The organism is Tissierellales bacterium, from assembly GCA_025210965.1.
Taxonomy (GTDB): Bacteria; Bacillota; Clostridia; order Tissierellales; family JAOAQY01; genus JAOAQY01.
Genome location: JAOAQY010000111.1, coordinates 1 through 22,012 on the forward strand (window position 1 = coordinate 1; position 22,012 = coordinate 22,012).

The 22,012-nt window shown below is 32.9% G+C and carries 19 protein-coding genes and 1 rRNA gene; 16 read left to right on the plus strand and 4 right to left on the minus strand.

Annotated features, from left to right (window positions below; all coding sequences use genetic code 11):
* Positions 1 to 73 precede the first annotated feature (73 nt).
* Positions 74 to 190: ribosomal RNA gene (gene rrf / locus N4A40_08615) — 5S ribosomal RNA — on the plus strand.
* A 120-nt stretch (positions 191 to 310) separates the two neighbouring features.
* Here rrf and N4A40_08620 read toward each other — a convergent pair.
* Entirely contained in the window at positions 311 to 1,672 is a 1,362-nt protein-coding gene (locus N4A40_08620; GenBank protein ID MCT4661908.1) for an MATE family efflux transporter, read from the minus strand.
* Positions 1,673 to 1,845: 173 nt separating this feature from the next.
* Between N4A40_08620 and N4A40_08625 the strand changes: the two genes are divergently transcribed.
* The 6 genes from N4A40_08625 (at position 1,846) to N4A40_08650 (ending at position 8,228) form a co-directional block, all read left to right on the plus strand.
* A complete protein-coding gene (locus N4A40_08625) occupies positions 1,846 to 3,222 on the plus strand; it encodes an aldehyde dehydrogenase (GenBank protein MCT4661909.1) in 1,377 nt (458 codons plus the stop codon).
* A gap of 11 nt (positions 3,223 to 3,233) precedes the next feature.
* Positions 3,234 to 3,983, plus strand: coding sequence for a DUF975 family protein (locus N4A40_08630; protein MCT4661910.1), 750 nt, complete (start codon positions 3,234 to 3,236; stop codon positions 3,981 to 3,983).
* Between the two features lie 295 nt (positions 3,984 to 4,278).
* Complete coding sequence (locus N4A40_08635; GenBank protein MCT4661911.1) at positions 4,279 to 5,358, plus strand: DUF975 family protein; 1,080 nt, start codon at positions 4,279 to 4,281, stop codon at positions 5,356 to 5,358.
* Between the two features lie 29 nt (positions 5,359 to 5,387).
* Positions 5,388 to 6,320, plus strand: coding sequence for a DUF975 family protein (locus tag N4A40_08640; GenBank protein ID MCT4661912.1), 933 nt, complete (start codon positions 5,388 to 5,390; stop codon positions 6,318 to 6,320).
* Positions 6,321 to 6,455: 135 nt separating this feature from the next.
* On the plus strand, positions 6,456 to 7,304 hold the full coding sequence (locus tag N4A40_08645; protein ID MCT4661913.1) for a DUF975 family protein: 849 nt from the start codon (positions 6,456 to 6,458) through the stop codon (positions 7,302 to 7,304).
* Between the two features lie 78 nt (positions 7,305 to 7,382).
* Positions 7,383 to 8,228: a DUF975 family protein gene (locus N4A40_08650; GenBank protein MCT4661914.1), complete on the plus strand. Its 846-nt coding sequence runs from the start codon at positions 7,383 to 7,385 to the stop codon at positions 8,226 to 8,228.
* 14 nt (positions 8,229 to 8,242) lie between these two features.
* Here the strand turns inward: N4A40_08650 and N4A40_08655 are convergent, their stop codons facing one another.
* Both N4A40_08655 and N4A40_08660 read right to left on the minus strand, forming a co-directional pair.
* Complete coding sequence (locus tag N4A40_08655) at positions 8,243 to 10,048, minus strand: HD domain-containing protein (protein ID MCT4661915.1); 1,806 nt, start codon at positions 10,046 to 10,048, stop codon at positions 8,243 to 8,245.
* Positions 10,048 to 10,515, minus strand: coding sequence for a sterol desaturase family protein (locus N4A40_08660; protein MCT4661916.1), 468 nt, complete (start codon positions 10,513 to 10,515; stop codon positions 10,048 to 10,050). Before N4A40_08660 ends, N4A40_08655 begins: the two co-directional genes overlap by 1 nt.
* A 98-nt stretch (positions 10,516 to 10,613) precedes the next feature.
* On the opposite strand from N4A40_08660, the gene N4A40_08665 reads away from it, so the two are divergent.
* The 9 genes from N4A40_08665 to N4A40_08705 all read left to right on the plus strand — a co-directional run bounded on the left by N4A40_08665 (position 10,614) and on the right by N4A40_08705 (position 19,782).
* The gene (locus N4A40_08665) at positions 10,614 to 11,855 is read left to right on the plus strand and encodes an ABC transporter substrate-binding protein (GenBank protein MCT4661917.1); all 1,242 of its coding nucleotides are present in this window, start codon (positions 10,614 to 10,616) and stop codon (positions 11,853 to 11,855) included.
* Complete coding sequence (locus N4A40_08670; GenBank protein MCT4661918.1) at positions 11,839 to 12,696, plus strand: ABC transporter permease subunit; 858 nt, start codon at positions 11,839 to 11,841, stop codon at positions 12,694 to 12,696. The genes N4A40_08665 and N4A40_08670 overlap by 17 nt, the downstream gene beginning before the upstream one ends.
* Positions 12,693 to 13,481 carry an ABC transporter permease subunit gene (locus N4A40_08675; protein MCT4661919.1) on the plus strand — a complete coding sequence of 263 codons (789 nt, stop codon included), beginning with the start codon at positions 12,693 to 12,695 and terminating at the stop codon, positions 13,479 to 13,481. The genes N4A40_08670 and N4A40_08675 overlap by 4 nt, the downstream gene beginning before the upstream one ends.
* Before the next feature lie 10 nt (positions 13,482 to 13,491).
* Entirely contained in the window at positions 13,492 to 14,475 is a 984-nt protein-coding gene (locus N4A40_08680) for an ABC transporter ATP-binding protein (GenBank protein ID MCT4661920.1), read from the plus strand.
* A 15-nt stretch (positions 14,476 to 14,490) separates the two neighbouring features.
* Entirely contained in the window at positions 14,491 to 15,903 is a 1,413-nt protein-coding gene (locus tag N4A40_08685) for an NAD(P)/FAD-dependent oxidoreductase (GenBank protein MCT4661921.1), read from the plus strand.
* Between the two features lie 17 nt (positions 15,904 to 15,920).
* Complete coding sequence (locus tag N4A40_08690) at positions 15,921 to 16,607, plus strand: TVP38/TMEM64 family protein (protein MCT4661922.1); 687 nt, start codon at positions 15,921 to 15,923, stop codon at positions 16,605 to 16,607.
* Positions 16,608 to 16,747: 140 nt separating this feature from the next.
* Complete coding sequence (locus tag N4A40_08695) at positions 16,748 to 17,749, plus strand: rhodanese-like domain-containing protein (protein ID MCT4661923.1); 1,002 nt, start codon at positions 16,748 to 16,750, stop codon at positions 17,747 to 17,749.
* 153 nt (positions 17,750 to 17,902) lie between these two features.
* Positions 17,903 to 18,652, plus strand: a complete 750-nt coding sequence (locus N4A40_08700) for a TVP38/TMEM64 family protein (protein ID MCT4661924.1) — start codon at positions 17,903 to 17,905, stop codon at positions 18,650 to 18,652.
* A 26-nt stretch (positions 18,653 to 18,678) separates the two neighbouring features.
* Complete coding sequence (locus N4A40_08705; GenBank protein MCT4661925.1) at positions 18,679 to 19,782, plus strand: (Fe-S)-binding protein; 1,104 nt, start codon at positions 18,679 to 18,681, stop codon at positions 19,780 to 19,782.
* A gap of 72 nt (positions 19,783 to 19,854) precedes the next feature.
* Here the strand turns inward: N4A40_08705 and N4A40_08710 are convergent, their stop codons facing one another.
* On the minus strand, positions 19,855 to 21,888 hold the full coding sequence (locus N4A40_08710; protein MCT4661926.1) for a methyl-accepting chemotaxis protein: 2,034 nt from the start codon (positions 21,886 to 21,888) through the stop codon (positions 19,855 to 19,857).
* Between the last annotated feature and the right edge of the window lie 124 nt (positions 21,889 to 22,012).

The window sequence follows — 22,012 nt, forward strand, 5'->3', positions numbered from 1 at the left end:
ACCAATAATAAGTCAAATGATGTTAAGAAGTATTTTATGCGGTTTTGAAAGTTCAAAACTTTCAAAATGAGAATCTAGTGACAATGGCGGAGGGGCAACACCTGTATCCATACCGAACACAGAAGTTAAGCCCTCTAGCGCTGATGGTACTTGGCTGGAGACGGCCTGGGAGAGTAGGACGTCGCTGGATCTCAAGATTAAAACTTGCAAATGATTTTGCAAGTTTTTTTGTGCGTAAAATTTTATAGTAAAATATTTTTAAACAAAAAATTTTTAAAACAAAAAAATCACCCGAAGGCGATTTTTTATTTTATTTAATTTCAAGCTTAGTCCAGTTCTCACTCTTGAATCTAAGCAACATGATATTTGAGAATATGAAAAATGACAATATTTCTGCTTGCCACAAACCAGTAACTCCTTGATTGAAAAAGATTATAAATGCATAGGCAAACGGAAGAAATACTATCCACAATCTAAGACTGGTTATAGCCATTACATATTTAGTATCACCAGCACCTCTAAGTACACCACCCATTATTATCATAAAATTTAAAAATGGATTATTAAAGCCAGCAATGATGAGGGCTGGAGTTGCCAATGCGATTAGTTTCAAATCAGGTGTAAAAATTCTCAGTACATAGCTAGGTAATATAAGGAATATAAGACTCATGAACAGACCCCATATTATACCCATGCCACAGGTTAGATATCCAGTATCTTTGGCTTTTTGTACATCCTTTTCTCCCAAAGCTTTTCCCACAAGTGTTGCAGAGGCAATAGATATACCTACTGCTGGCATATATGAAACAGATTCTATATTTAGTAAAATTCTAAATGCTGCTTCGGAGTTTGTATCCAATTGAGAAATTATAATACCCAAGACTAGGAAAGAACCTTGCATAGAAAATTGTTCTAATGCTCCTGGATACGATAATTTCCAAAGTGGTCCTAATACATCATTTGATAAACCCAAGTGATGTATATTTATTTTCATTTTGCTATCTTTTATAAACAATAAATATGCATAAATAATTAGTGCAATAATTCTAGATATAGTAGTTGATAATGCCGCGCCGGCAATACCCATTTTAGGAAAAGGTCCAAAACCTGTTATCAATACGTAGTTTCCAATTATATTTAGTACATTTGCAATACCAGTTACTAGCATAGGCGAGACTGTATCGCCAGAACCTCTTAAAACGGCAGTGAATGAAAACGACAGGAACATTGGAAGCATACTTATAACCACTATATAGAAGTAAGTTAAGATCAAATCCATTACTTCTGGATCCACATCATAAATGTTGAACATATCTTTCGCATAGAGATATGATAGAGCAGTTATTACAAGACCTATTAAAAAGTTGATGCTAAGAGCTTGTCCTGCTATTTTTTTCATTCTGTCATAATCTTTCTCGCCGTAATTTCTCGCAATAAGAGCAGTGGCACCGGTGTTAAAGGCAGTAAATATAAATATGATTGTAAATACTATTTGATTTGCAAAACCTACCGCTGCTAGTGCAGACTTGCCAATCAAATAACTAATCATCAGGGTATCAGCTAGACCAACTAAAGTATTTAGCCCCATTTCGATGATAGCTGGAAGCGAAATTTTAAATATAGTATTTAAAAGATTGCGCCGTGTTTGTACAAAATTTCTGATAGATCGCATAATAATACCTCCTTAAATGAAATGCGACAATAGTAACTCTTCTATTATAAATTAATAATACCTCTAAAGTATATGGCAAAAACAAGTAAAAAATATGACTTATAAAAATAATTTCGGAAAAAACTTATTTAAGGGTATAATGAAAGAAGATTCCGAAAAAGGAGGTTTTGTTCGTGTATCCAGAACCAGAGAAGTATTTAAGTGAAATGAGAACGTATTACAAAACAGATATTACTAGAAGTTATGAAAAAAGGCTCGAGAGTTTAGAAAAACTTAAACTCTCAATTGAAAAAAATGAAGAATCCATATTGCGAGCGCTAAAGAAAGATTTAAAAAAATCGAAAACAGAAGCCTATATGACTGAAATAGGAGTGGTTATAGAAGAATTAAACTATGTAATAAACAATCTCAGAAAATGGATGAAACCAAAAAAAGTAAGAACTCCAATAAGCCAAATTGGTTCAAAGTCTACTATCTATAGAGAACCATATGGAGTAGTTCTTATAATGGCACCTTGGAATTACCCATTTAATTTAGCTATAATGCCACTGATTGGAGCTATAGCTGGTGGAAATGTAGTTCTAATTAAAACATCTAGTGAGACTCCTAGCGTTTCGGAAGTGATAGAGCATATGATTGAAGAGACATTTGAAAAAGATTATATACATTTTATAAAGGGAGATCATGCGATAACAGATAAAATTATTGAACTAGGAGTGGATTATATATTTTTTACAGGAAGCCAAAAAGTGGGTAAGTATATAATGAGCAGAGCATCTGAAAATTTGACACCTATTACACTAGAACTTGGTGGAAAAAATCCTACTATAGTTCATAAGGATGCAAATATTAAAGTTGCAGCGGAGAGAATAGTATGGGGGAAGTTTTTAAATGCTGGGCAAACTTGCTTAGCTCCAGATCATGTTTATGTACATTCCTCTATAGAATCTGATTTTAAAAAAGAATTGGTTAAGGTTATAAATAGGTTTTACGGAGAGAATCCAAAAAAATCATTGGATTATGGTAGGATAGTAAACGAGAAACAATTTGATCGTTTGATAAATTACCTAAATGAGGTAAAGGTAATTTATGGTGGTGAATGTGATAGAGATGAGCTGTATATAGAGCCTACACTTATGTCCATGGTGTCTGAATATGATGATGTTATGAAAGAAGAGATATTTGGGCCAATACTTCCCGTACTCAATTATGAAAATATAGAGGATTTGATTGAAGAACTTAGAGACAGGCCTAAATCACTAGCGTTATATGTTTTTTCTGAAAATGATATTTTTGTAGATAGAGTAATCGAAAAACTGCATTATGGTGGGGGATGTGTAAATGATACATTATCCCATATTGTGAATAATAGATTGCCTTTTGGAGGAGTTGGCGAAAGTGGAATGGGTTTATACCACGGGAAGGAGAGTTTTGATACATTTACTCATCAAAAAAGTGTACTTAAAAAATCAACAAAGATAAGAATCAAATTACCTTATCCACCATATAAAGAGAAGGAATTCGAGTGGATTAAAAAAATAATGAAATAGGAGGCGTTTTTATGTGGACTAGAGGATCGCTTAAGATGAGAGCTAGGGATATTTTGAGAATTTCTTATTTCAAGGCATTGTTAGCGAGTTTAGTACTTGCACTTGTTGTAGGTGACGGGAGGATGTTTTCATTCGAAACTAGAGATTGGTGGGATGGTGGAGTAAGGCTTATGAATGGAGAACCATTACAATTTGCTGAAACTCCGATGTTGGTAGCAGGAATACTTAGCGGAATGTTTTTTGCTATAATTATAGCTATTGTTGCTAGAATATTTATTGGATTGCCTATTGAGGTTGGAGTTCAAAAGTATTTTGTAGACTCTACTGGAGAGAGTTTTGATTTAAATAATTTAGGCTATGCGTTTAAACAAGGGCACTATAAGACTATAGTCAGAACTATGTTTTTTAGAGAACTTTATATTTTTCTTTGGACATTGCTTCTTGTAATACCTGGAATAGTAAAACACTATGCTTATAGAATGGTTCCATATATTTTAGCAGAAAACCCAAATATAGATACTAAGAGGGCTTTAGAGCTTAGTAATAATATGACTAGAGGACATAAGTTTAATATGTGGATATTGGATTTATCATTCATAGGATGGTATTTATTGGGATTGTTAGCTTTTGGATTGGGAGTATTTTTGGTTATGCCTTATGAAAATGCCACTAGAGCGGAATTGTATATAGTTTTAAAAGAGACCGCTTTTGATGCAGGTATTTGCAAGGAAACAGAATTGCACCATATATCTGTAAATTAATTACAATGTTGATATAATGACATAATCACACACTTAAAAATGTGAGGCATTCTCAGTTGTGAGCCCTATTATTTCGGATATATCGAATAGCCTAAAGAATATTGCTATTCATCCCCATCCTATACTTTTGCTAAATCGAGTAAGTTAGCTTAGAGTATAGGATGGGGATTTTCGCAATTTTTAGATTAAATTTTTCTTATATATTGAGTTTTGACATTTTAAAATAACTGAAAATATGTTAGAATGAAGTTGTTTGTTTTAATTCATAAAATTTTATTTAAGAGAGGTGCAGTATATGTGGAAGATAATGGATGCAAAGCGTAAGAGCATAAGCGTCATGAAGCGAAGTTATTTAGCTATGCTTTTAGTCAGTCTTATATTGGTATTTTCAGGTGGAAGTACATCTTATAGCAGTTTTAAAATTAATTTTAATTTTGGTGGAACTAATAGTATTAGAACTATAGTAAAGGATATAGAGTCTAACGAAAAAGTAGACTCAAATACTGGATTTGATAGTGCAAATTTTGATGAGGATTTAGATAATATAAAATTTAGCAATAGAATGGAAGATCTTGATTTTGGCAATATCTTCAATGAAATATCAAGTCAAATGGATGAGAGTGAACGCGAGGCATTTACTATTTTTTCATCTGTATTCTTTGTTGTTATGGCGATAATTATGCTTTTGGTATTGTCATTAAAAATATTCGTACTCAATCCACTTGGAGTAGGCTGTTGGGGATATTTTATAAAAAACAATAGAAAGGGCGAAAGTGATTTAAATCAAGTGGGTGCAGGTTTTAAGAGAGATAGTTATATGCCTGTAGTAAAGTCTATATTTAGAAAAAATTTGTATTTATTTTTCTGGAGTCTTATTTCATTAGTAGGTCTTCTTGTATTTATGCTTTTAACTATGAGTGCAACATATGTTACTGATTTGATTTGGATAATAATGCTTACATTTATCGTTATGTTTATAGGGTGTATTCCTGTAATCATAAAGAGATATTCATATCGTTTAGTTGGGATGATAGTAAGTGATAATCCAGAGATAGGAAGTAAGAGGGCTATAGAACTTAGTAGACAAATGATGGACGGACATAAGTTTAAAAACTGGGTTTTTGATTTATCTTTCATAGGTTGGTACTTTTTGGGAGCACTTTTGCTGGGATTTGGAATTTGTCTAGTACATCCATACTACAATGGAGCGATGGCAGAAGTTTATGAGAAACTTAGAAAAAATGCATTAGAATCTGGAATCGCAGAAGCTTGGGAATTGGGTTATAGTGTAGATGAAGAGATAGTTGAAGATGAACAAACATCTGGACTTGAAGACAGAATATCATTAGAAAAGAAAGATTCTGAAGATAAGTAATCATACAAGTTTGGAGGCGTTTGGGTTTTATGTGGAGTATAGGAAGGGTAAAAAAAAGAGCTTGGGAATTTTTAAAAAAATCGTATTGGACAGCATTTTTGATAAGTGTCATTACTATGTTTGCAATTAGTAATAGTGGAGCTAAAACTCCAGGTGGAATACAAGTAATGGCGGCAATAAGTCAGATTTCATTTTTGAGTCAAGAAATTATAGAAGATAGTATAGATGAATATGAGTATGATGATTTTGAAAATCAAGAGATTAACGAAACTCATAAGTCGTATGATTCTTTGTTTGGAGATGAAGATGAGGAATCAGTTTCTGCTGGAGCGCACTTGTTTTTTATCGCTATAGTAATTTATTATTTGATGATAGTATTGCTTGCATTTGCTTTTAAAATCTTCTTTTTAGGACCATTGGAAGTGGGATGTAGAAGATATTTTTCAAGGTCTATGCGAGATGGCGAAAGTGATTTAAATGAAGTTTCATTTGGCTTTAAAAAGGGAACATATTTTAAAAGTGTTTTAGGGATACTTTTGAGAGATTTCTATCTGTTTTTGTGGGGAGTGTTACCAACAGTATTGTTCATATTGATTATCAGTATTTCTTCAGTAGAGAATCATAAGAGTGAGTATGTAAGCATGTTAATATTGGCTATTGTTTCAAGTTCTATTGCAGCTATAGTTCTTGTTGTTAAAAGCTATAGTTATGCGCTAGTTCCATATTTACTATCTGAAGATGAATCTGTGGGAGCTAGAAAGGCAATAAAAATGAGTAGATCGCTTATGAAAGGAAATAAATTTCAGTTGTTTTTATTGCAATTATCATTTATAGGATGGTTTGCTTTGGGTGTACTTGTATTTTTTGTAGGGGTTATATTTGTACAGCCATACTATCAAATGGCTATGGGAGCATTTTATGAAGAAATACGTGAAATTGGTATTAGAGATGGTGTAATGTAAATATTAGAGCTTTACTGTTTTGACAACTCAAGGCGGTAGAGCTTTTTTTGTTTGTATTAAATTTAATACAGAGTTAAGATTGGCGTGTTAAAATAAACGTAAATATTTAACTAAATCAAAAGAGGAGATGTTTTTATGTGGAGTAGAGCCGGAGTCAAAGAGCGAAGCAAGAAAATGATGAGTCAAAATTACTTTAAAATGCTTATTGTGGGAATTATACTTGTTATATCAGAGGCAGGTTTCAACAATATTAGATCGCTTGAAAGCCTCATAGATGAGCTGTTCGTGAAACATACGTATGGATACGTAGAATTGGATGCCCAAATAGCATTAATTACAGTAGGAATTGCAATGATAGGCTTTCTTGTACTTAATCCTCTCAGCGTAGGTGTTTGGAAATACTATATAGACTTAAATAGGGATGGTCATTCTGATTTTAGCAAGCTGAAATTTGGGTTTGAAAGAGACAACTATAAAAGCATAGTAAAGAGTTTGTTTAGAAGAGATTTATACCTTATTTTCTGGGGGTTATTTCTAATAGCCAGTAAGGTTATAGCTAGTAGTTTAACAAATGCATATATTATAGAGGCAAGTTATGGGACTCTTATAAACATAGTATTTGGAATACCATTTACAATCCTATTATGGTCAAAAATATTAGAGTACATGTTAGTTCCTCTCATATTAGTAGATAAACCTAATATTGAAAATTCTGAGCCAGTTAGATTAAGTTCTAAACTCATGAATAGAAATAAATGGGATGTATTTGTGTACTATTTGTCATTTATGGGATGGAGTATATTGATAGGAATGGTAGTATTATTTTTGATTGTTGCAATTAGAGATAGTGTAGCATTGATATTATCACTGCCACTTCTTACATTGCTGATTCCTTACATAAATGGTGGAATAGCTGAGATTTATGAAATATTGATTGAGTACTCGGATTTTAATTTCAAATCCGAGAAAAAGGATGTAATTTAGTGCAAATTTGATATTTAAATGTTAAAATAAACATAGACAATTAACATATAAATTGACGATGTAGAAGGGGATGTTTTAATGTGGACAATAGGAGGAGTTAAAAGAAAGGCTAGAAAGATGATGTCAAGAGGATACTTGCCTATGCTTTTGGTGAGTTTAATATTGATGTTTACAGCACAGGATGCAAATAGTGCTCAAAGATTTTTAAATTTTGACAAAAGAGCATTATTTACAGTAAATGGAATAGCATTTAATATAATTGCGCTGGTAGGTATATATTTTGTTGTTCAAATATTCATAATTGGTCCAATAGGTGTTGGATGTTGGAAATATTATATAGATTTGAATAGAGATGGGATATCGAAATTATCGAATCTAAAATTTGCCTTTGAAAATGGTAGATACAAAAATATTGTAAAAGGTCTATTTAGAAAAGACGTTTATTTGCTGTTTTGGAGTACAATATTTGTAGCTAGTATAGACATACCATTTTATATTTCGGAAGCAGAAATAATTAGTTGGGATATGGCGATGTTATTAGCAATAATAGCAGGGATATTTACTGGGGTGACATTGATAATCAAGACATATGCATACATGTTAGTTCCTATGATCTTAGTAGATAGACCGAATATGGAAAATTCTGAAGTAGTAATTCTTAGTGAGCAACTCATGAAGGGAAACAAAGGAAATGTATGTATATTTCAATTATCTTTTATAGGATGGATTCTTATAGGAAGCATTGGTTCTATGATGCTGATTGGCAATTCTAATAGTATTATAATCAATTCAATAAAAGGAATACTCGTATCTTTTTTTGTTCTACCATATATTCACGGAGCTACGTCTGAAATTTACGAAAAAATAGTTGAAGATAGGGAGCCTTACAGTAGAATAGAGCTTGAAAAGAAAGAGATAATATAAAAAAATACAAGGAGCTAAATCTCCTTGTATTTGTCATAAATTTTTAGAATATCATCTAGGCTATCGAAGAAGGCGTCTAAAACATTTGGATCGAAGTGTTTTTCACGACCTTCTTTTAATATATTTAGGCTTTTTTCTATAGAAAAAGCTTCTTTGTATGGCCTTTTTGAAGTTAGGGCATCGAATACATCTGCTACTGCACATATTCTAGCCTCAATGGGTATTGATTTATGTGAAAGTCCATTTGGATAACCCGTTCCATCGTATTTTTCGTGATGACCATAAGCTATTCGAACTGCCTGTTCGAAGTAATTTATACCAAAAACTTTGAATTGGCTATCAATGTGTTCTAGAACTTTGCCACCTATTTCTGCATGTGTATTCATTATAACTCGCTCATCTTCATTCAGTTTGCCAGGTTTTAAGAGAATACTATCCGAAATACCTACTTTGCCAATATCGTGCATGGGTGCAGTAATAAGGATATTGTTTACAAAATCTATATCTACTATAGAAGGTTCATATTTTTGTGAATGTAATTTTTGAGCAATAATCTGACTATATTTACTCATTCTAATTAGGTGATTTCCAGTTTCAGGATCCCTAGCTTCAGTAACTTCAGACAATGACCTAGTGACGATTCCAAGAAGGTTGTCTAGCAAAAATACCTTGTAAAATCCAAGAGTGAGTTTAGGTTCAAGTATTTTGACAAAGTTTATAGAGGATTGTTCTATGTCTTTTTCAAAGTGAAACGATAAAACTCCAATCATGTGATTTTTGTTGTTTATGGGAAGATAAAGTTTTTGATTGGATGTTGCTATGGTTTCTAGTTTTATTAGAGATTGAGAGCAATCATTTATTGTTGAAACGTTGCCATTTGATATATGTTTTGCTATTGTATTTTTGCTGTCTTTTATATACTGGAAACTCATAGAACTAAACGGCATGAACTTTTTAAAACCAGAATCAATATAAAGTAACATAGGATCAAGTCTGGATTCTTCTAGTATGTTATTTTCTAGATTAAAGATAAATTCTAGATTGTCTATGAAATGATTGAAGTTATTGTATAGTTCCTTAAATTCATCGTCTTGTTTTCTAGAAAAAAATTGTTTGAAATCACCAAGACTCATACTTTTAAATACAAGCTTTATATTTTTTATGGTTTTGTAGAAATTTGATCTAATGAATATTATCAAAAATATAAAAACTAGTATAGAGAATGAAATGCTAAATAATTGTATTAAATTGCTTGTATGTGTTTGTTTTTCAGCGGCTTGTTCGCAGATTTTTATTACCAAATCAGACGCTTTTATTAGTTCAGAAGATAGATTGTCAAGGTTTATAAGTTTGTTAGAATACATAATCCTATTTGATGTAGAATCAAGACTGAAAAGATAGTCTTGATCTATTTTTATTTGAGTCCAAAGTGATATCAATTTATCTGTTGCATCAGAAAATACATCATTAAATTCACTTGTGAAGTCCAATAGAAAGACATCACCGTTTTCTAGAATATATCTTCTTGATGATAAAACTTCCAAAAGATTATCAAGGGATTTAGAAGATTCCTGTATTAAACCATATTGTCGTTCGTATTGGGATTCAAATCTATCTGGAGCAAACAAGGCTAGTTCACCTAAGTGAAGTGTCTCCCTTATATTTTTTTCAAGTAAATATTTTTCTTGACCTAGCAAATCAGTTAAGTATAAATGCTGAGTTTGGGTATTTGTTGCAGTATATGATGCTATACCCATAGCAAATAATGTTAGTAACATTGAAATAAATATTGCAAATATTTTCGATGATAGTTTTTTCATTAGAACCTCCTAAAACTTCTCAATATAAAGTCCCAGTGTCTAGATCCAATTCCATAATTGACTATATAATATGAATGATGAAGTTTGTGATGTCTTTTTAGTCGTTTAAATGTTTTAGTATTTTCAAAGAAGTATCCCATTGGTTTGTGATAAATATAGTGAGAAACCTCAACCCATAGGGTATAAAGAAGAGCGAATGAAAAGAATATTATTCCAAAGCTCAAGTTATCAAAGCCAATATAAAGAGAAATTAATCCATATGGCAAAATATTTAGTAGTATGTATTTTTTGCTAGAAACTATTTCTTTTAAATTAGCTTGCTCTACAGAAAACTTTGAACCTCTAAACTGAGCATGATGAGATTTTATATGATCAATTTCAGCAGAGTGATGCAGATAAAGGCGGTGATAAAGATATTCTATAAGTGAAGATAATAGTATAGCGCTTATTGATAAGATAAGATACATTGAATCACATCCTTATATTGGTTTATAATGGAAATTAGTGAATAAATTATTTTATAGGTAACTATACTCAAAATATACCCAAGGAGGAGAAGATTAGTATGAAAAAGTTTAGATTATTTATGTTGAGCATAATATTGATAGCAGGATTTTGTATGAGTGGATGTAGTTCAGAGAAAACAAAATCAAGTGTTGATATTGAAACAGCAGCGTGGAATGAAATATTAGAAGATGCAAAAGGACAAGAGGTAGCAGCTTATATGTGGGGTGGCAGTGAAGTAGTAAATCGCTATATGGATGAGTATGTAAGTCCAGAACTTAAGTCAAAATACGATATTGATTTTAAGAGAATACCAGTTACAGATATTGCTGATACTATAAATCAATTGCTTGCTGAAAAGGAAATTCAAAAAAAAGATGGAAGTGTTGACCTTCTATGGATAAATGGAGAAAATTTTAAAAACGCCAAAGAAAATGGTTTATTGACTGAAAAAATAATAGCTAAACTTCCAAGTTATGAATTGTATTTTGACAAAGATTCAGATGAAAATAAATTGGATTTTGGAAATGAAACAGAAGGGTACGAGGTTCCATGGGGAAGATCACAATTGGTATTTACATACAATACAAAGTACGTAAATAATCCACCTAAGAGCATGGCTGAACTTATGGAATTTGCTAAAAAAAATCCAGGTAAATTTGCATACCCTGCTCCACCAGATTTTACTGGAAGTGCCTTTATAAGATTAGCATTATATGAGCTTACAGGAGGATATGAAAAATATTTAGGGGAGTTTACGAGAGAGAGTTTAAAGCCAGAGTTAACTCCACTTTGGGATTATTTAAATGAGATGAAACCATATTTATGGCGAAAAGGAGAAACTTATCCTGAAACTAGTGGAAAGGTAGACCAATTGTATGCTAGTGAAGAGATTTGGATTACCATGTCATATAATCCACTACATGCAGAAGCTATGATTCAAAGTGGGCAGTTTCCAGAAACTACTAGAACTTTTGTGCTAGAGGATGGAACACTTTCAAATACTCATTTTTGGGCTATACCACAAAATAGTACTCAAAAATCAGCGGCACTTGTTGCGATTGATTTTATGGTTTCTCCAGAGGCTCAGATTAGAAAATTGAATCCGAAGCATTGGGGAGATCAGATGGTTATAGACGTTTCTAAGATGAGCGATAATCAGTTATTAGAGTACAAAAATTTGGATTTGGGTGAATCAACATTATCTAGTAGCGAGTTGGAAGAAAAAGCCCTTCCAGAGATGAGTGGACGATATATTCAGGTATTAGAAGCAGAATGGATAGAAAATGTTGCGAAAAATTAGAAAAAACATAATAAGTTATAGTTCAGTATTTTTTGTGTTGATACTTATGCTTTCTGGAATTATACAGGGGATAATGCAGAGTCTTCAAAATGGTGGCATTCAGAATTATATTGAATTATTTGGAAAAGAGGACTTTAGAGATTCGTTACTGCTTAGCCTGCGACTTTCAATTATGACTACGCTTTTAGCAGGAATATTTTGCTTAATTTTGTTTTATTCACTGTATTGTTTACGAGAGAGTGGACTAAATAAAAAAGCTAGAGCAGTAAAAAATATATTATTATTACCAGTACTATTCCCCTATATAGTAGCAGCATTTTGTCTATTCATAATGTTTATGCAAAGTGGTTTTCTGGCAAGAATTTGTTTTAGTTTGGGGCTGATAGATTCTATGAGTGAATTTCCTGTACTCGTAAATGATAGATTTGGAATTGGAATAATACTGGGATATTTGTGGAAGACTATTCCATTTATGTTGTTGATGCTTTATCCAAGATTGGAAGAAATTCAAGAAAGATGGTATGACCTGGGAAAAGTATACGGGGCTAATAGATTTGAGTTTTTTGTTACAATTGTATTCCCCATGATAAAAAACACATTTGTGACTAGCGTTTTTATAATATTTGCATACAGTTTATCTGCATTTGAATTGCCCTATTTTTTGGGTCAGACCTATCCACAAACGCTTTCGGTTTATAGCTATCTGAAATATACAAAGGGGCCATTTGAAGGCAGACCAGAGGCACTTGCTGCCAATTTTGTATTGATAGCTATAGTAATTATCGTGGGAATAATAGGGTGGTACTTTTACGATAAAGGAATTGAGGAGGACAAGAGATGAAGAAAAATCTGACTATAAATTGGATTGTCCTCACCTTATTTAGTTTGATTATGATACTTCCAATTGTAGTTCTTTTAATATGGAGTGTAGGACAGCGCTATTCATGGCCATATATTTTGCCAGAGCATTTTACAATGTCATGGTGGATAAATGTATTTAGCGATGCTAGATTTTACAGCTCGCTTTTAAATACTATAATTATTGGTGCAATGACTAGTATTATTGGACTTGCTATGTCCATACCTATTGGAAAATATTTAAGCAAATACAATAGCTTAAAAAGCAGATTGTTAGAGGGAATTATGTTTTTGCCGATACTAATATCACCAGTTGTAATAACTCTAGGTCTTTATAAGAGTTTGAGTATAATGGGATTAACTGGTAATATGTTTGGAATTATAATAGTTCATTTGATTCCATGTTTGCCATATGGTATAAGAATTATAAAGGCTAGTTATGAAAATTTTGATTATAGATATTTAGAACAGTCAAAATTTTTAAATGCCAAATCTTATCAGATTCGATTATTTGTACAAATACCTATGATGTGGCCGAGTTTTTTGGCGGGGTTTCATTTAATGTTCTTGATATCCATGAGTCAATATGTTTTGACTTTATTTGTCGGAAATGGTAGAGTACAGACATTATCAACTCAAATGTATCCTTATTTAAGTGGTGGAAATATGAGTATAGGTGCTATCTACAGCTTAGTATTTGCTTTGGTAGCAGTATCATTTATGTTGATATTAGAGAAAATACTTAGCAAAAGATATAAAAGGAATTAGGGGTGGTTTTGTGAGTATAGATATTAGAAATTTGAAATTTAAATATGATGATAAAAATTTCGAGCTTGAGTTAACAAATCTTTCTATCAAAGAAGGATGCTTTCACACACTTTTAGGAGCGTCAGGTTGCGGAAAAACAACTCTTTTGAGATTACTTGCAGGTCTTGAAAATCACACGATTGGAGAAATTAAAATAGACCAAAATGATGTTGGGTATATATTTCAAGAAGCGTTGTTATTACCGCATTTAAATGTTCTCGATAATGTTTGTTTTGGTTTAAAAATGAAAGGAATAAAGAAAAAAGAGCGATATGATATAGCTAGAAGATATTTAAAAGAGCTTCAGATAGAAGAACTAGGGAGTCGGTATCCTAGAGAGATAAGTGGAGGGCAGGCACAAAGAGCTGCTATAGCTAGAGCACTAGTGCTAAAACCTAGAATATTATTAATGGATGAACCATTTAGTGCTTTAGACGAACAGCTTAGAAAAAACATGAGAAAGCTCATAAAACGATTACACAACAAATACAAAATGACTATTGTATTTGTTACGCATGATTTGGAAGAATCTTTCGAAGTTTCAGATGTTATAAGTATAATGAAAGAGGGTAAAGTATTACAGACGGGGACTGTTGATGAATTGTTAAACTGTCCAAAATCAATTAAAGTTGCCGAATTTTTAGGGTATAAAAATATATTTGAGGGCAAAGTCATAGACGGAGTATTGACAATCGGGGATAGTTTTAAAAAGCAAATAGATTCTGAAAATGGAACTAAAAAGGTGCTTTTGAAATCAGGTAATTTCATAAGATCAGATGAAAATAAGTTTGAAATGAAAGGTATTGTAGCAGATGTGAAGTCTAATTTGATGGGTTATGTTTTATCGATTGAAAATGATGGATATTTGTGGGAATTATTTAGCTCAAAACGAGAAGAGCTAGGAACAAAAACATATTGGACATTTGATGGAGAGCCATATTTTTTCTATGAATAATCGGGAGATGATGATATGAAACAATATGATTTAGTAGTTATAGGTGCAGGAGGAGCTGGAATAACAGCAGCACTGACTGCAGTTGGATTTGGAAAGAGGGTTGCACTAGTTGACAAAAATCTACCTGGGGGAGAGTGTACTTGGTCAGGTTGTATACCATCTAAAGCATTGATACATTTGGGTAAGAGAGTTCACGAAGCGTGTAAGTTAGATTTTATTTCGGAGGCACTTACGATAGAGTTGGATTCAGTTGCTATAATGGATTCGGTTAGAACAACCATACAAAATGTTTATGCAGGTGAAACTCCAGAGGCTTTTAAGAGAAAAGGTGTGGATTTTTATAGAGGTACAGCTAGATTTGAATCGCAAAACCAATTGAGAGTGGAATCACAGGTAATAACGGCAGAGAAATTTATAGTAGCAACTGGGACTAAACCAGCTCCAATTAGGTGTGCCGTTGAAGAGGGCGTAGAGATTCTGACTAATGAAAATATATTTAAGATGGAGACTATACCTGAAAGTATGATTATAGTTGGAGCAGGTCCAATAGCTATAGAAATGGCCCAGGTTTTTAATAGGCTAGGCTGTGATGTAGGGGTTATATTGAGGCGCAGACACATATTGAAAAAGGAAGATGCTGAACTTAGCAGAAGATTGAAACATAATTTAGAGGATGAAGGCGTTCATTTTGTTGATAACTTTAAACTTCAAGCAATTTCAAAATCAGAGCATGGAGTAAGGCTTTGTGGAGAGGGAAATAAGCATATAGAAACACAAAAAGTATTTGTTGCAATTGGGAGAATTGTAGATCTTGGAGAACTATTTCCAAGCGATATGGAAATGGATTGGGATTTCAAAGGGATTAGAGTTAATAAGTATTTGCAGACTACTCAGAAAAACATATATGCTTGTGGTGATGTGGTTGGACCTTATAGGTTTAGCCATATGGCAGAATATCAAGGAATGCTGGCAGCTAGGAATGCGATATTACCTTTTGTGTTGAAAAAAAGAGTGAGATACGATCTTATTCCTTGGGTTACATTTACAGATCCTGAGTTAGCTCGTTTTGGAATAACAGAGCTACAGGCAGAAAGCATACTAGGAGAAGGCAATTATAAAGTATATGAATATGATTATAGGGACTTAGACCGTGCGAAAACAGAAGAGACTACAAATGGATATATAAAGGTGATAGTCGATAAAAAAAATTATATTTTGGGAGTACATATATTGGGCGAACGCGGTGGAGAACTGTTGCATGAGTTTAAGCTGATGGCAGATAGAAAAATAAAGCTAACGAAAATACAAAGTATGATTCATGCTTACCCAACATATAGCGATGCAATAAGACAAATTGGGAAAAAAGCTTATGTAGAGAGCCTTTTAAATAACCCTATAGTGAAATTATTAAGAAAAGATAAATCTTAGAAAGAAGCTGATTGAATTTGAAAAAACATAATAAAAAATTGATGATATTTTTAGTAATTATTATTTGCTTTTTGTTGTTTAGATATTTTAATTTAGGCGAGTATTTTACATTTGAGTCTATTAAAGGCCATAGTGGGGAATTAAAAGCTTATTTGAATGAAAATTTTGCTTTATTTACGATAGCATTTATATTATTTTATATAATATCTGCTGCACTTTCAGTACCTTGGGCTACACTTCTTACTATGCTCTCAGGATTTTTGTATGGAACTATATTGGGTGTATTCATAGTAAATATCGGAGCAACTATAGGATCATTACTGGCATTTTGGGCAGCAAGGTATTTATTTAGAGATAGTCTAAAAAGCAAATATGGAGATCGATTGGAAAAAGTTGATAAAGAGCTTAGAGAAAATGGTGCTAGTTATATGCTTTTTTCGCGCCTTATACCAGCATTCCCGTTTTTCCTCATAAATATAGCAGCTGGTCTCACTGAGATGTCTACAAAGAGATTTGTTTGGACGACTATGATTGGTATAATTCCTGGAAGTGCAGTTTATGCTTTTGCGGGTGAAAGTTTAAATTCTATTGATTCTGCATCAGGAATATTGACACCACAGATACTGTTAGCATTTTGTTTTTTGGGACTATTTGCATTGGTACCTACAGTGCATAAAAAGATTAGATATAAGAAAAATTTATAACGGCGAGATATTCATAATAATTCTCTATAAACCCCTTTTGGAATTCTTATAGAAAAACTAGGACTTGTTTGATAGAATGGAAAAAGATTGATTAACTATCAAATGAGTTTTTATTTTTAGTGAATTCGGAGGGGTTTTTTGTGAGTAAATTTAATAAATGGATTAGTATGTTAGCTGTTGCAGGAATATTGTTGGTAGGAGTAGCGGGTTGTTCTTCAAATACTGATTCAAAAACAAGTGAATCGAATGCTACAAATACTGAGTCGAGCGTAGAAGCAGAGACAAAGATAGAGGTAGAGTATACATATGAAAACAATGATTATTTAGTTGATGCACAGTGGTTAGAAGAAAATATAAATGATGAAAATTTGGTAATTATAGATGCTAGGGGTCAAAAAGCATATGATGCAAAGCATATAAAAAACGCCATACCAGTTGCATGGCAAGGATTATCAAATATGGCTGGAAAACCAGGGGATTTAAATTGGGGAACAGTTGGTTCTGATAAAGAAAATTTGTCGAAATTAATAGGAAGTCTTGGTATAAACGAGGAAAAGAAAGTAGTAATTTATGCTGCAGCTCAAAATGGTTGGGGCGACGATGGTAGAATTATGTGGACTCTTTCTAAAGCAGGATTGAATAACGTTAGACTATTAAATGGTGGTATGGATTATTTTGCTCAAAATACTAGTGATGAATTGCTAAATAGTGAAGCACACGAACCTACAGCGGTAGATTTTGAAATAAAAGAGATAAATGAAGATGGAAACATAACGATAGACGAACTTATGAAAAACTATAATGATTATAAAGTGTTAGATACTAGAGCTCAAGATGAATATGATGGAGCACAAAAATACGGAGAGGCTAGAGGCGGACATTTGCCAGGAGCTACATTAGCAAAATACACAGATTTGTTTAGAGAAGATGGGCGTTTGAAAGACAAAGCTGAGTTAGAAAAGTATTTTAGTGAAGAACTAAAATTAAATAAAGAGGATAAAATAGTTACTTACTGTACTGCGGGTATCAGATCTGGTTATATGCAAATCGTACTTGAGATGGCTGGATATGAAAATGCTAAAAATTACGATGGATCATACTATGAGTGGGCAGGTAGTGACAAGACTGAAGTAGAGAAGTAATATAAATTTTAATCCAAAACATTTTGCTTTTGGATGCATTGAATAGGCATAGATATTTTGACAAAATGGGGACAGGAATGAATACTTGTCTCCTTTAATATTGATTAGATAGTTTTGATTTAGTAAGCAAGTTTGTTTTTTGGAGGGATAGATATGGAAACACAAGCGAAAAAAAGAAATAAAGTTTGGATTCGTTTAGCATTTGTATTGGCAATTTTGGGAAGTTATTTTTTGATACCACAGGTTAAGCTTCAGGTAAATCAAGTTGTAATGCTCTTTAGTATGGCTAATATTGAGACTATAAAACAATATATTTTGAGTTTTGGGATATGGGCACCTGTGATATCATTTTTCCTTATGATATTTCAATCGCTTATGGCGCCATTACCAGCTTTTCTCATAACATTTGCAAATGCAGGTCTTTTCGGATGGTTATGGGGAGCACTTTTGTCATGGGCATCAGCTATGGCTGGAGCATCACTTTGTTTTTTACTTGCAAGATTTTTGGGGAGAGAGTTTGTTGAGAAACTAAATAGCAAAGGAACTCTAAATCAGATAGAAGAGTTTTTTGATAAGCACGGTAAATATGCTATACTTATAGCTAGACTTTTACCATTCATGTCATTTGACATAGTTAGTTATGCGGCAGGTCTTACATCTATGAGTTTCTGGTCGTTTTTTTGGGCTACTGGTCTAGGTCAGTTGCCTGCGACTTTGATATATTCGTATGTAGGTGGAATGCTTACTGGAGGAGTAAAGTATTTTGTTATGGGTTTATTTTGTTTATTTGCTATTTCAGCACTTATATTCTTGATGAAAAAAATGGCGAATGAAAAGAAAAATTCAGAAGTGGATATGGTTTCACAAAAGAGTCATATTCCAGAAAATGAAAACGTAGTTTAGTAGTGTATCTGTAAAGGGTGTATGTTATGAATAAAGAGTCCTCGTATTATATAGAAAAATGTTTAAATAGCTGCGTTGATTGTAAAAAGTGTATGAAAAATTGTCCTATGATTGAAAACTATAGTTCGTCTCCTAAAAGTTTGCTTAAAAGGTTAGCTGAAGGCGAATTAATGGAATCGGCAGCATATGCTTGCTGTCAATGTGGATATTGCGAAGCTGTTTGTCCTACGAATACACCACTTATGGGAGTTTTTACTTCGATTAGATCCGAAGTACAAAACAAAAAAAGTTTTTTCAGCATTGGAAAAGGAAGCTTAGCGGTTGGATTTCATCAAAGAAACAGTTTTAGTAGTTTTTTTACTGGTGCAAGTAAAATTAAGTCAAAAAAAGCATTCTTTCCAGGTTGTAGTTTGCTATCATATAGTGAAGAAATAGTGTATAAAACATACAAGCACATGAAGAACATTGACCCAGAGATGGGTCTTAAGATATATTGCTGCGGAAAGCCAACATTAGATATGGGGAAAAACTCGAAGTTTGAAGAGCGGTTTAAAAGTGTTATGCAATCGATGAAGGATCAAGGGACTCAAGAACTCATAGTGGCTTGCGCTAATTGCTATGAGGTTTTCAAGAAATATGGAGACGGGATAGTAGTTACTTCATTATGGGAGTGGCTGAGGGATAATGGCGTTCCAAAGAAATGTAACTATCGTGGTAATAATTTGAAATTTGCGCTACATGACCCTTGTCCTATAAGGAAAAGAAATGAAATTCATGAAGCAGTAAGAGAAGTGCTCGAGGATATTGAACTTCCATTTGAGGAATTTGAGTATAACAGAGATAAAACTCTTTGCTGTGGTGCAGGTGCAATGGTAAAGCTCACGGAGACAAAACTTGCGCTTAAGCAGATGGAGAAGAGAGCGAATCAAACAGAATGTAGTCATATAGTGACGTATTGTGAGTCATGTGTTGAATCTATGATAGATGGTGGAAAACCTGCTGTTCATATTTTAGATTTGTTGTTTAACAGTGAGAATATCAAAAAGAGAAATTATGAACAACTGATTCCAAAAACTAGTGAGCGGTGGAAAAATAGGAGACGAGGAGTACAGCGGCTTAAAGAGCTATAAACCATAACTGGGACTAAGAATGGTATCGCATTGCCTTTCTTAGTCCCAGTATTTTGATTATTTATGTTTTAATTAAAATTTGAAGTGTTCTAGTATTTCATGTAAATGAGCCGCAAGTTCGCTTAAGTTTTGAGATTCTGAAGCGAGATTATCCATTCCGGCTAGTTGTTCCTCAGTAGTAGCACTCATTTCTTCCATAGCAGCAGAGGTTTCTTCTGATAGTGCAGATACAGATTCTATGAAGTGAATGATTTCGTCTTTTTGGGATTTCATTTCTTCAGCTTCATCTTTTGATTGACTAGCAATATCAAAAAGAATTTCTAATTCATTTATTATATTGTTGAAAATATCTTCGGTTTCATTTACGATTTCAACATTTCCGGATACTATTTGTTCGGATGATTCAGTTTGCTGAACGGCTACAGTTGATTTGTTTTGTATATCCAAAATTTTGTCTCGAATATCCTCTGTTGCTTTGCTAGTTTGCTCAGCTAAATCTCTAATTTCATCTGCAACCACAGCAAATCCTTTTCCGGCTTCACCAGCTCGTGCAGCCTCTATAGAAGCATTTAATGCAAGAAGATTTGTTTGTTCTGATATTGAATTTATCATGTCAACTATGGTGGATATTTCACCAGATGATTGATCCATTTGCTCGACAATATTTTTTATCATGGCAACGGATTTTTGATTTGCATCTGATTGGTCATTTAGCGCAGTTAGAGCAGAGCTTCCTTTGTTTGATAGATCATGTATAGTATTGGTTTTTGTGTAAATTTCTTCAGTTTGATTTATTAGAGATTCAATCCTATCAGATAAATCATGAATACTTTGTACGCTTTGCTCTGTTTGAGTAGCTTGATCTGTAGTACCTTGAGTAACTTCATTTACAGTTGAGCTAACTTCATCTAACGCTTGCTTGGATTCATTTGCAATTACAACCATTGCTTCAGATGCTGATTTTACAGAATCCGAAGCATGAAAAGCATCTCGGATTACCTCACTTATTGATTTTAGTGCATGGTTATATGCATTTGCTATTCGACCGATTTCGTCATTTGATTTTATATCTAAATCATGAGTCAAATCACCCTTAGAAAAAATTGTCATACTATCAACTAAAAGAGGAACCTGCTTGAGAGCTCTAGTTGTTATTACGAATAAAATAACTAAAAGTAATATAGTTACGGATACAAAGGCGCTTGTATTTAGGAATACAAAACGACTTACAATTTCATTAGTTTCAGATTTTGGAACCATTGTACCAACGGACCATGAGCTAGATGAAACAGGTGCATATGCAAAGTATTTAGTTATATCTTCATAAGTGTATTCGGATATTCCACTTTTGCCTTTTGTCATCTCTTGAGCTAATTCGCCTAATTTACCATCTAAAGTTGTCATATTGGTCTTTGTTATTTGATTAGGATCAGGGTGCTCTACTACAATTCCTAATTTAGAGATAAGTATTGGATATCCAGTTTTACCAATATTGTATCGGCTCATTAGTTCTTTGATTTCGCCTAATTGTAAATCAATACCGACATTCCCTATTATTTTGCCATTGTCTTTTATTGGAGAGACTATAGATATTACTATTGAACCAGTTACATTATCTACATAAGGTTCAGTATAAGTAAGCCCATTTACTTGTGACATTTCTTTAAACCAACCTCTGCTAGTTATGTCAAAAGTTTCAGAAGCATCGTAGTCATATATGTCAGTTATAAGATCATTAGCAGCAACTGAACCTAGCCAAACAAGTCCAAGATTTTTGTCAGAGTTTTTAATGTTTAGGAGAGTATCGACTACAGAATCGTAGCTTGGATCTAATCTTTTTTCATTACGACTTTTATAATTTTTAACAATTTCTGTTAAATCTTTGTTTTGAGACATTTGAGCAACTAACATGCCATATTCTTTGAAAAAAGAATCTATATCACTTGCTATTAGCTGAGCATCTTTCAAGAGTTCTTTTTGGACTTGAGTTTCAAGTTGAGTTGAAACTGTGGAGTTTATCCAAGAACCCATTAAAATAAAGGTGATTAGAGTTACCGCAAATGTTATTCCTAAAATTTTTCGCCTTAAACTACTTTGTTTTATCATGTAAAAGCCTCCTTTTAGATGAGTTGTGTTAAAATGAAGTTATAAATGGGCATAGTATTATTATGAATTATACTCATTAAGTAGTATCATTATTTTAAATACCCACAATTTAGAATAATCGAGA

What these genes read in the sequence shown, in the direction of transcription:
- N4A40_08620 (MCT4661908.1), bottom strand. Translation starts at nt 1,672, where the DNA reads ATGCGATCTATCAGAAATTTTGTACAAACACGGCGCAATCTTTTAAAT.
- N4A40_08630 (MCT4661910.1), top strand. Translation starts at nt 3,234, where the DNA reads ATGTGGACTAGAGGATCGCTTAAGATGAGAGCTAGGGATATTTTGAGA.
- N4A40_08635 (MCT4661911.1), top strand. Translation starts at nt 4,279, where the DNA reads ATGTGGAAGATAATGGATGCAAAGCGTAAGAGCATAAGCGTCATGAAG.
- N4A40_08640 (MCT4661912.1), top strand. Translation starts at nt 5,388, where the DNA reads ATGTGGAGTATAGGAAGGGTAAAAAAAAGAGCTTGGGAATTTTTAAAA.
- N4A40_08645 (MCT4661913.1), top strand. Translation starts at nt 6,456, where the DNA reads ATGTGGAGTAGAGCCGGAGTCAAAGAGCGAAGCAAGAAAATGATGAGT.
- N4A40_08650 (MCT4661914.1), top strand. Translation starts at nt 7,383, where the DNA reads ATGTGGACAATAGGAGGAGTTAAAAGAAAGGCTAGAAAGATGATGTCA.
- N4A40_08655 (MCT4661915.1), bottom strand. Translation starts at nt 10,048, where the DNA reads ATGAAAAAACTATCATCGAAAATATTTGCAATATTTATTTCAATGTTA.
- N4A40_08660 (MCT4661916.1), bottom strand. Translation starts at nt 10,515, where the DNA reads ATGTATCTTATCTTATCAATAAGCGCTATACTATTATCTTCACTTATA.
- N4A40_08665 (MCT4661917.1), top strand. Translation starts at nt 10,614, where the DNA reads ATGAAAAAGTTTAGATTATTTATGTTGAGCATAATATTGATAGCAGGA.
- N4A40_08670 (MCT4661918.1), top strand. Translation starts at nt 11,839, where the DNA reads ATGTTGCGAAAAATTAGAAAAAACATAATAAGTTATAGTTCAGTATTT.
- N4A40_08675 (MCT4661919.1), top strand. Translation starts at nt 12,693, where the DNA reads ATGAAGAAAAATCTGACTATAAATTGGATTGTCCTCACCTTATTTAGT.
- N4A40_08685 (MCT4661921.1), top strand. Translation starts at nt 14,491, where the DNA reads ATGAAACAATATGATTTAGTAGTTATAGGTGCAGGAGGAGCTGGAATA.
- N4A40_08700 (MCT4661924.1), top strand. Translation starts at nt 17,903, where the DNA reads ATGGAAACACAAGCGAAAAAAAGAAATAAAGTTTGGATTCGTTTAGCA.
- N4A40_08705 (MCT4661925.1), top strand. Translation starts at nt 18,679, where the DNA reads ATGAATAAAGAGTCCTCGTATTATATAGAAAAATGTTTAAATAGCTGC.
- N4A40_08710 (MCT4661926.1), bottom strand. Translation starts at nt 21,888, where the DNA reads ATGATAAAACAAAGTAGTTTAAGGCGAAAAATTTTAGGAATAACATTT.